This is a genomic window from Desertibaculum subflavum (assembly GCA_003576705.1).
GTDB lineage: Bacteria > Pseudomonadota > Alphaproteobacteria > Ferrovibrionales > Ferrovibrionaceae > Desertibaculum > Desertibaculum subflavum.
On record QOZS01000097.1, the window covers coordinates 1 to 10,080 of the forward strand.

The 10,080-nt window shown below is 68.4% G+C and carries 10 protein-coding genes; 7 read left to right on the plus strand and 3 right to left on the minus strand.

What is annotated here, in order from left to right; all coding sequences use genetic code 11:
* Positions 1-339: 339 nt before the first annotated feature.
* Positions 340-1,137, plus strand: a complete 798-nt coding sequence (locus DT074_RS26855; RefSeq protein WP_119422922.1) for an SDR family NAD(P)-dependent oxidoreductase — start codon at positions 340-342, stop codon at positions 1,135-1,137.
* Positions 1,138-1,163: 26 nt separating this feature from the next.
* Entirely contained in the window at positions 1,164-2,030 is an 867-nt protein-coding gene (locus DT074_RS26860) for a phytanoyl-CoA dioxygenase family protein (protein WP_119422923.1), read from the plus strand.
* 96 nt (positions 2,031-2,126) lie between these two features.
* On the opposite strand, the gene DT074_RS26865 is transcribed toward DT074_RS26860, so the two are convergent.
* From DT074_RS26865 to DT074_RS26875, 3 genes are all read right to left on the minus strand, one after another.
* Positions 2,127-2,903 carry a glucose 1-dehydrogenase gene (locus tag DT074_RS26865; RefSeq protein WP_119422924.1) on the minus strand — a complete coding sequence of 259 codons (777 nt, stop codon included), beginning with the start codon at positions 2,901-2,903 and terminating at the stop codon, positions 2,127-2,129.
* 50 nt (positions 2,904-2,953) lie between these two features.
* Positions 2,954-3,865 (minus strand): CE1 family esterase, encoded by a 912-nt coding sequence (locus tag DT074_RS26870; protein WP_162915266.1) that lies wholly within the window; start codon positions 3,863-3,865, stop codon positions 2,954-2,956.
* A gap of 65 nt (positions 3,866-3,930) precedes the next feature.
* On the minus strand, positions 3,931-4,794 hold the full coding sequence (locus DT074_RS26875) for an AraC family transcriptional regulator (RefSeq protein ID WP_119422926.1): 864 nt from the start codon (positions 4,792-4,794) through the stop codon (positions 3,931-3,933).
* A gap of 50 nt (positions 4,795-4,844) precedes the next feature.
* Between DT074_RS26875 and DT074_RS26880 the strand changes: the two genes are divergently transcribed.
* The 5 genes from DT074_RS26880 to DT074_RS26900 form a co-directional block, all read left to right on the plus strand.
* Positions 4,845-5,438, plus strand: coding sequence for a LysE family translocator (locus DT074_RS26880; protein ID WP_119422927.1), 594 nt, complete (start codon positions 4,845-4,847; stop codon positions 5,436-5,438).
* Positions 5,439-5,559: 121 nt separating this feature from the next.
* Complete coding sequence (locus DT074_RS26885; RefSeq protein WP_119422928.1) at positions 5,560-5,955, plus strand: MerR family transcriptional regulator; 396 nt, start codon at positions 5,560-5,562, stop codon at positions 5,953-5,955.
* Between the two features lie 102 nt (positions 5,956-6,057).
* A complete protein-coding gene (locus DT074_RS26890; protein ID WP_119422929.1) occupies positions 6,058-7,197 on the plus strand; it encodes a thiolase family protein in 1,140 nt (379 codons plus the stop codon).
* The gene (locus DT074_RS26895) at positions 7,197-9,530 is read left to right on the plus strand and encodes a 3-hydroxyacyl-CoA dehydrogenase/enoyl-CoA hydratase family protein (protein WP_368744940.1); all 2,334 of its coding nucleotides are present in this window, start codon (positions 7,197-7,199) and stop codon (positions 9,528-9,530) included. Before DT074_RS26890 ends, DT074_RS26895 begins: the two co-directional genes overlap by 1 nt.
* Positions 9,531-9,632: 102 nt before the next feature.
* Positions 9,633-10,080 (plus strand): endonuclease domain-containing protein (locus tag DT074_RS26900; protein ID WP_162915267.1); only part of this gene is annotated, 448 nt, incomplete at its 3' end.

The window sequence follows — 10,080 nt, forward strand, 5'->3', positions numbered from 1 at the left end:
ATCGCGCGGCACCGCGAAGCTGTCGCCCCCTGGCAGCACATGCACGTCCAGCCGGGATTGCGACACGTCGATCCCGACAACAACATCACCGCTTCGTTCCATCGGTCCCGTCCTTGCAGATGCGGCGCTGTTCCACGCCTTGCGACTGTTCGGGCCGACAATGGAAACGGGTCGGGAGCCAGGCTCTCCCACGGTGCGCGACACCTGAGGGCTTACGGTCACCGACCCGCGTTTGTCGGATCGGCGGCAGGCCTGCCGCCGATCCGACATCTCATCACCTTTTCCGGATCCGTCGAACACAGATCCAGATACAAGGGCTAACAGGCGGGAGGAGACAAAATGAGCCGGATCGACGGGAAGGTTTGCCTGGTCTCGGGTGCCGGGCGCGGTATCGGTGCGGCGATCGCCAAGGCGCTGGCGGAGGCCGGCGGCGCGGTCGCCGTGACCGATCTCGACGGCGCCACGGCGGAGCGCACGGCGGCGGCGCTGAAGGCGGGCGGCGCCAAGGCCATCGCCCTGCAGCACGACGTCACCGACGAGGCCGCCTGGGCGCGCGTTGTGGGCGAGACCGTCTCAGCCTTCGGCGGCCTCGACGTGCTCGTCAACAATGCCGGCACTTTCCGCGCCGTGCCGATCGAGGAAGTGACCCTGGCGGATTGGAAGTATCTCTCCGGTCCCAACCTGGAAGGCGTGCTGTTCGGCACCAAGCACGGCATCAAGGCGATGAAGGATCCGGCTCGGCGGCAACGTTTTGCCGGCTCGATCGTCAACCTGTCGTCGATCGCCGGCATCGTCGGCTCGGTCCGCGCCTCGGCCTATTGCATGACCAAGGGCGGCGTCCGCATCTTCACCAAGGCGGTGGCGCTGGAATGCGCCGAGCTCGGCTACAACATCCGCGTCAACTCGATCCATCCCGGCGTGATCGACACCGATATGGGCGCGGTGGCGATCCATAACCGCGGCAAGGGGCTGAACGACCCCACTGCCGCCAGGGACATGGTGGCGAAGCAGCACCCGATCGGCCGGCTCGGCACCGCGGAGGACATCGCCAACGGGGCGCTGTTCCTGGCCAGCGAGGCCTCGTCCTTCATGACCGGGTCGGAACTGGTGGTCGACGGGGGCCTTACCGCCCGTTAACCAACGCACCATATGTTCTGGGCACCATGCAGTTGGCTGTCCAGACCGAGACCCGCAGCGAACCCGATCACGTGGCCCAGTTCCACCGCGACGGCTATGCCGTCGTGCGCGGCCTGTTCACGCCTGCTGAAGTGGCCGAGATCGCCGCCGCCTTCGATCGCGAATATGCCGCCGGGCTCGCGCATGGACGCAGCTTCCGCCATGGCAACCTGTACTACCGGCTGCGCAAGGACGCGGAGCGGGGCCCCATCGTGCGGCTGGCGCAGTGGCCGAGCTATCACGATCCGGTGCTGGCAAAGGTGCGCACCGACAGGCGCATCCTGGACCTGCTGCAGCCGCTCATCGGGCGCGACCTGAAGCAGATCATCAACCAGCTGCACTGGAAGCCGCCGGGCGCCAAGGCGGCGGAATTCGCCTTTCACCAGGACATCCGGTTCCGCCGGCCGCGTTCGGCCTATCGCAATCCCGCGGTCTCTTATGTGCAGACCGGGCTCGCCATCGATCCGCATACCCGCGAGAGCGGCTGCATGCGCCTGCTGCCGGGCTCGCATCGCAACGGCGAGATTGCGCTCCCGGTCGAGGGGGCGATCGGCGACAATGCGGCGGCAGAGGCGGCGCTCGCGACGGCGGGCCTCGACCCGACCAAGCTGGTCGACCTCAAGCTCGAGCCCGGCGATTTCGCCATGTGGGGCCTCTTTACCGTGCACGGCTCGGGTGCCAACGACAGCAAGCGCGACCGGCGCTTCTACCTGAACGGCTATGTCCGCGCGTCCGATTGTGCCCGCGGCGAATGGGCGTTTCGCGGCGGTCGGCCCTGCGCGCTCGGTTGGCCGCAGCTCGTCACCTACGAAGACCTGTTCGTGCGGCCGGAGCCGCACTTCCCGCCGGAATGAACCGCCCGCGCCGTCAGGCCGCGTAGAGCATCACCGGCTCGTCGAACCCTCTCAGCGGATAGGCACCGCTTTCAACCGTCGGCACGCAAATTCCACTCAGATCGCGTTCATGCCGCCATCGACCAGCAGCTCCTCGCCGGTGATGAAGCGGGCATCGTCGGAGCCGAGGAAGGCGACGGCGGCGGCGATGTCCTCCGGCCGGCCGAGCGTCTTGAGCGGCACCTGCTCGATGAACTTGCGCCGCCCCTCCGCCGGGTCGACGGTGCCGCCGCGCGACAGCAGGTCCTGCAGCATCGGCGTGTCGATCGGACCGGGATGCACCGAATTGCAGCGGATGTTGTAGCCGCGATAGGCGCAGTGGATCGCCACCGTCTTGGTGAACTGACGGACCGCGCCCTTGCTGGCGCCATAGGCGGCCAGCGCCGGCGTGCCCTGCATCGCGGCGAGCGAGGAGATGTTGACGATGGCGCCGCCGCCGGCCTCGCGGATCGCCGGGATGCCGTATTTGCAGCCGAGGAAGACGCCTTCCAGGTTGACGCTGTGGATGCGGCGCCAGCCATCAAGCGTTTCCTGCTCCGGCGTCGCGCCCTTCATCGTGCCGCCGATCCCGGCATTGTTGACCAGCACGTGGAGCGCGCCGAGCCTCGCCTGTACGGCGCGGATCACGTTCGGCCAGCCGGCTTCGCTGGTCACGTCCTGCTCCAGGAAGATCGCGTCGTTGCCGATCTCGGCCGCGACCTTGGCGCCGGCCTCGGCCTGGCGGTCGGTCAGCGCCACCTTGGCGCCTTCCGCGGCGAGCCGCTTCGCCGTCGCGCGGCCCATGCCGGAGGCACCGCCGGTGATGAGCGCGACCTTGCCCGCATAGCGCTGCATGGTTCCCTCCCGTTCTTGTGCGGCGAGGGTGGCACAGCGCGGGGTGGCTGTCAGCCGGGCGGCAGCGGATGGCGGTGGAAGAAGTCCCAGATCGTGCGCGTGGCGTCGAGCGCGTTCGATTGCGGTCCGAGGCCTGGGCCGAACCGGCGCGCCTTGCCGCCCGGCCATTGATGGCCCTGGTCGGCGAGCAGATAGAACAGCACTTCCGCGCCGTCGCGGCAGGACCCCCAGCGGGTGAGCGAGACCTTCGCCACCGGGGCCGATTGCGTGGGCGCCGCGCAGCCGTTGAAGCGGGCCCAGCCGTCCAGGCTCTCGCTGAGCGGCGGCAGCGTCGTCGGCCTGCCCCAGGGCAATTCGCGCACGCCGCCGGCAACCGGATTGGCCGTGTCCTCGGCGCCGTTGATGTAGACGACCGGCAGCGGCCGTTTCGGCGGCCCGCCCGGCGGGCGCTGGCCGGCGACCACGCCGATGGCGGCGATGCGGTCGGCATGGTCGAGGCCGAGGCGCTGGGCCATGCCGGAGCCGCTGGAATGGCCGGCGGCATAGAGGCGCCGCCGGTCGAGGTCGAAACGGCGCGCCGCCTGCTCCACCGCGGCCAGGATGAAGCCGGTATCGTCCACCTTGCGCAGGCCGCGGCCGGAGCCGTCATCCCAGAAACGGGGATTGTTGCGCAGGTTCGCCTCGCGGTCCGGCCGCGCCGGCATCGCGTCCGGGGCCAGCACGGCGAAGCCTTCCGCGTCGGCTAAGGCCGGCCAGCCGTAATGGGAAAGCGCCTGTTCGCCGGAGCCGCCGGCGCCGTGCAACAGGATGACGAGCGGCAGCGCGCCGCCTGCTCTCGCCGGCAGGTGCAGCACCGCCACGCGTTTGTGGCCGCCATGCTCGAAGGTGATGGTTGCGTCCGCGCGTGCCGCGGAGGCGAGGCCGAACAGCAGAACGCACAGGAGAGATAAGCGGAGGGGCATCGACGCAACTCGCAACGGTTCCGGCATTCTACGGCCGGATCGGCGCGATCCTGCGGTGGGCCGGCTCAGCCGCGCCTGAGGGCGGCCCAGCGCGCCGGGGTCAGGCCATAAGCCTGCTTGAACCGCCGCGTCAGGTGGCTCTGGTCGGCGAAGCCGGCGGCCACCGCCGCTTCGGCGAGCGGCAAGCCGTGGGCGATCAGGCGGCGCGCCCGGTCGAGGCGCCGCAGCATCAGATAGCGGTAGGGGCTAGTGCCGAAGCAGGCGCGGAACTGGCGGGCCAACGTGTAGCGGTCATGGCCGGTCGCCGCCTCCAGCTGCTCCGAGGTCACGCCGTCGCGCAAGCCTGCTTCGATCAGATCGCGGGCGGCCGCAACCGCGTTGCCATGTCGCGCAGCGAGCGCGTGCCGCGGCGGTGAGGAGGCGCCGGCTGCCAGGGCATCGGCAATATCGATCACGATCTGGTCGCGCTGCAGGTCGTCGAGCGGCCGGTCGAGATCGTCCAGCGCCGGCAGCACCGCGGCGGCGAGCCGACGGTCGTCCGACACGACGGCAGCGTAGAAGGGAAGCGCCCAGCCCGGCTGCCCCAGGGCATCGCGTACGAGGTCGGGCGCGATGTAGATGCCGCGATAGCGGAACCCCGCCTCGGTGCCGGCGTGGCCGTCATGCAGCTCGTCGGGATGCAGCACATAGACCTGCCCGGCCAGGCATTGCGCGGCGGCGCCGCGATAGCGAAACCGCTGCACGCCCTGCAGCGTGATGCCGATGGCATAGACGTCGTGGCGGTGCGGCGCATAGCCGCCGCCAGCGAAGCGGGCCTCGAACCGCTCCAGGCCGGGTACCGCCGGCGCGATGCGGAGCCAATCGCCGTGCGGGGCGGCGCACGATCGTTCAAGACCGGCGCCGCCGTCTTGGCTCAGATGCCGGGCCATGATGTTGCATAGCAGACTCCATCCGCCGAACGACAGGGCGGGGCGGTGAGATGGAAGCGCTGCCCGCCTTCATCCTGGCCGGCCTCGCCCTCGCCGGCAGCCCGGGCCCGGCCAATCTCAGCCTCGCCGCGGCCGGCGCGGCCTTCGGCGCGCGTCGTTGCCTCGGTTATCTCGCAGGCCTCACCTTCGGGATGATCGGTGTCATGGCGGTGACGGCGAGCGGCCTTGTCGGGTTACTTCTCGCACTGCCGGGCGTGACCCCGGTGGTGACCGTGGCCTCGGGCCTCTACTTCGCTTACCTCGCCTGGCGCATCGCCACGGCGCCGCCGCTCGCCGCCGACGCGGGCGCGCGGCGCGAGCCCTCGTTCGCCGCCGGTCTGCTGCTCTCGCTGGTCAATCCGAAAGGCTATGCGGCGATGGCGGCACTGTTCTCAGGCTTCGTCCTGGTGCGCGGCGCGCTGGCGCTCGACGCGGCAATGAAGATCGCCGTCCTCTTCGTCGTCATCATCGCAGTTGAATTCGTCTGGCTGCTCGGCGGCGCCGCGCTGACCCGATTCTTCCGCGAGCCACGCGCCAACCGGCGCATCAACCTGGGCTTCGCCGCGCTGCTGGTCGCTTCCGTGGCCGCGGCCCTGTGGGCGTGAGGGCGCGGTGCCGGCGTTGTGCTAGATTCCGTAGCGGAATCGGCAACAATCACTTGACGTTTACGTAAACGTAAACTAGAAAGAGTCCCGACGCTGGAGTTCAGGGAGGCGTGGGACCGAGGTGGCCGAAACCTACACCATCGCGCAGCTGGCGAACGAATTCGGCATCACGCCGCGCGCCATACGCTTCTACGAGGACAAGAACCTGCTGGCGCCCTCCCGCCAGGGTTTGAACCGCATCTATTCGCGGCGCGATCGGGCGCGGCTCGCGCTGATCCTGCGCGGCAAACGCCTGGGTTTCCGGCTGGACGACATCAAGGAGATGCTCGACCTCTACGACCATGGCGATGGGCAGATCGAGCAGATGCAGTTCACGCTGGATCGCAGCCGCGACCGCGTCGCCGAACTGGAGCGCCAGCGGCGGGATGTGGATGACGCGATCCGCGAATTGAAAGACATCGTAAAGATGATCGAGCGTGAACTGGTGGCTCGACGAGCCGCCGAGAAGGCGGCCTGAGTGGCGGGACCGCCGCGATAGCGTTTAGGGACAGTCTTAACCAAGAACCAGGGCGGGCGAGGCGCCGGACGCGCTACGTCCGCGGCAGCGGAAGGTGGAACCATGCAGCAGAACGTCGTGATCGCCGGCTTTGCCCGCTCTCCCTTCACCCTCGCCAGGAAGGGCGCCCTCGCCAAGGTGCGCCCCGATGAGCTGGCGGCGCAGGTGGTGAAAGGCCTGGTCGAGCGCACCAAGGTGAAGCCGGAGGATATCGAGGACATCATTATGGGCTGCGCCTTCCCGGAGGCGGAGCAGGGCCTGAACGTCGCCCGCATGGTCGGCTTCCTGGCCGGCCTGCCGACCGAGACGGCGGGCACCACGGTGAACCGCTTCTGCGGCTCGTCCATGCAGGCGATCCACATGGCGGCGGGCGCCATCCAGATGGGGGCCGGCCAGGTCTTCGTCTGCGCCGGCATCGAGAGCATGACGCGGGTGCCGATGGGCGGCTTCAACCCGGCGCCGCATCCCGGCCTCTACAAGCGCTACCCCGAGGCCTATGTCTCCATGGGCATCACCGCCGAGAACCTGGCGAAGAAGTATTCGATCGATCGCAAGGCGCAGCAGGAGATGGCGGTGGAAAGCCACCGCAAGGCCGCCGCGGCCCAGGCCGCTGGCAAGTTCGACGCCGAGATCGTGGCCATCGTCGACGGCAACAACCGGGTGGAGAAGGACGGCTGCATCCGCGCCGACAGCAGCCAGGAGAGCCTGAACGGCCTGGAGCCGGCCTTCGACAAGAACGGCACGGTCACCGCCGGCACCTCCTCGCCGCTGACCGACGGCGCCTCCGCCGTGCTGGTCTGCACCGAGGCCTATGCCGACAAGCACGGCCTGCCGAAGCTCGCCCGCATCAAGTCGATCGCCGTCGCCGGCTGCCCGCCGGAGCTGATGGGCATCGGCCCGGTGCCGGCCACGAAGAAGGCGCTGGAGCGTGCCGGACTCGGCCTCAAGGACATCGACGTGATCGAGATCAACGAGGCCTTCGCCGCCCAGGCCCAGGCCTGCCTGATCGAGGCGAAGATGCCGAAGGAGAAGATCAATCTCGACGGCGGCGCCATCGCGCTCGGCCATCCGATGGGTGCGACGGGTGCCCGCATCACCGGCAAGGCCGCCTCGCTGCTCAAGCGCGAGGGCGGCAAGTACGCGCTCGCCACCCAGTGCATCGGCGGCGGCCAGGGCATCGCCACCGTCCTGGAGGCCTGCTGATGAGCGCGGCGCCCGCCATGCCCAACGGCATCAAGAAGGTCGCCGTCGTCGGCTCCGGCGTGATGGGCGCGGCGATCGCCGCGCATTGCGCCAATGCCGGCACGCCGGTCGTGCTGCTCGACATCGTGCCGAAAGGCGCGAACGACCGCTCGACCCTCGCCCGGGGCGCGGTCGAGAAGATGCTGAAGACCAAGCCCGCGCCCTTCATGCATCCCGCCTTCGCCAAGCGCGTGACGCCGGGCAACCTGGAGGACGATCTCGGCCTGGTCGGCGATTGCGACTGGATCTGCGAGGCGATCATCGAGAACCCGGAGATCAAGCGCGACCTCTACAAGAAGCTCGACGGCGTGCGGAAGAAGGGCTCGATCGTCTCGTCCAATACCTCGACCATCCCGCTCGGCGAGCTGGTGAAGGGCCTGCCGGAGAGCTTCGCCGGCGACTTCGCCATCACGCATTTCTTCAACCCGCCGCGCTACATGCGCCTGCTCGAAGTGGTGGGCGGCGCGAAGACGCGGCCGGAGGCGATCGCCAGCCTCAAGGCCTATGGCGACCGCGCGCTCGGCAAGGAAGTCATCGGCTGCAAGGACACGCCCGGCTTCATCGGCAACCGCATCGGCATCTATTGGAGTCATGTCGCGCTGACCGAAGCCTATGACCAGGGCCTGACGGTGGAAGAGGCCGATGCCATCGTGGGCAAGCCGATGGGCATTCCGAAGACCGGCATCTTCGGCCTGGGCGACCTGACCGGCATCGACCTCGGCCCGCATGTGATCGGCTCGATGCTGCGCCTGCTGCCGAAATCCGATCCGCTGGTGCAGAGCTTCAAGCCCGATCACCCGTTGAACGCCCTGACCCAGAAGATGATCGCCGAGGGCTATACCGGCCGTAAGGGCAAGGGCGGCTTCTACCGCGCCAAGGGCAAGGAGGCGATCGACCTCAAGACCGGCGAGTACCGCAAGAAGATGCGCCCCGATCTTGCGTCGGCCAAGGTGAAGGGCCTGAAGAAGCTGGTCGAGCATGCGGACAAGGGCGGCAAGTACGCCTGGGCGGTGGCCTCGCGCACGCTCTGCTACGCCGCCGACCTGGTGCCGGAGATCGCCGACGACATCCGCGATGTCGATATCGCGATGAAGACCGGCTATGCCTGGAAATGGGGCCCGTTCGAGCAGATCGACATGCTCGGCACCGGCTGGTTCGCCGACAAGCTCAAGGCCGAAGGCCGCCCGGTGCCGAAGATGGTGGAGATCGCCAAGGGCCGGCCCTTCTACAAGGAGGAGGGCGGCAAGGCCTGGCGCCTCACGCCGAAGGGCGAATACGCCGAGATCGTGGTGGCGGACGATGCCTGGATGCTGGCCGACAAGAAACGCGGCAAGCAGCCGATCGCCTCCAACCGCTCCGCCTCGCTCTGGGATGTCGGCGACGGCGTGGCGTGCCTGGAGATCCACACCAAGATGAACGCGCTCGATGCCGACGTCATCGAGATCGTGAAGAAGGCGGTGAAGATCGACAAGCAGGGCTACAAGGCTCTGATCATCGGCAACGATGCCGACAACTTCTCGGTCGGCGCCAATGTCGGCCTCGCGCTGTTCGCCGCCAACACGGCGATGTGGCCGGTGATCGAGCAGTCGATCTCGGAAGGCCAGGCGGCCTATCTGTCGCTGAAATACGCGCCATTCCCCGTGGTGGCGGCGCCGGCCGGCATGGCGCTCGGCGGCGGCTGCGAGATCTGCCTGCACGCGGCGGCGATCCAGGCGCATGCCGAGAGCTATATGGGCCTGGTCGAGGTTGGCGTCGGCCTGCTGCCGGGCTGGGGCGGCTGCAAGGAGCTGATCGTCCGCACCTTGAACAACAAGAAGCGGCCCGGCGGCCCGATGCCGGCGGTGGCGCAGGTGTTCGAGGCGATCTCCACCGCCAAGGTCGCGACCTCGGCGGCCGAGGCGCGCGACATGAACATCATGACCGAGAATGACGGCGTGACCATGAACCGCCGCCGCCTGCTTGCCGATGCCAAGGCCAAGGCGCTGGCGATGGTGGCGGACTACAAGCCGCCGACACCGCCGGAAGTCTCGCTGCCCGGCGAGACGGCGCGCGCCGCGCTGTCGATGGCGGTGGAAGGCTTCTTCCTGCAGGGCAAGGCGACGCCGCACGACAAGGTGGTCTCGGCCGAAGTCGCCTATGTGCTGTCGGGCGGCAATACCGACATCACCCAGACGGTGACCGAGAAGCAGCTGATGAAGCTCGAGCTCGAAGGCTTCATGCGCCTGATCAAGCAGGCGCCCACGCTCGACCGCATCGAGCACATGCTCACCAAGGGCCGGCCGCTCCGGAACTGACGGCCGATGTCGCGCTTCGCCCCATCCCCAACCCATCTAACCCTCCCCCGCGGGTACGCGGGGGAGGGCAGGGTGGGGGTTTCACGGCGCCGAGGCTAGCCGATGGCGCTCCTCGATCTGCAAACGCGTGTCAGAGCGCGAGAGCTTCGGGCGAACGCGACCGAGGCGGAGCGAATGCTTTGGCGCGCCTTGCGGGAATCGTTTCCGCGTCACCGCTTCCGTCGTCAGCATCCCGTGCCGCCGTACTTCGCTGACTTTGCTTGTCTGGCCGCGAAGCTGATCATCGAAGTCGATGGCGGTCAGCATACCGAATCCGAGCGGGACGCCGAGCGCACGCAAAATCTCGAACGTGCCGGTTGGCGGGTCCTTCGCTTTTGGAATCACGAAGTGCTCCAGCACATCGACGTCGTGCTCTCCACGGTACGCGTCGCGCTGAGCAACCGGCTACATGTCGGACACTACAGACCGGATACATGCCTGACAGTCTCCTCGGTTTGTTCCGCTTTGCGGCGCCCCGGCCGGGGCGCCGCAAAGCGGCGGAGTTTCTTGG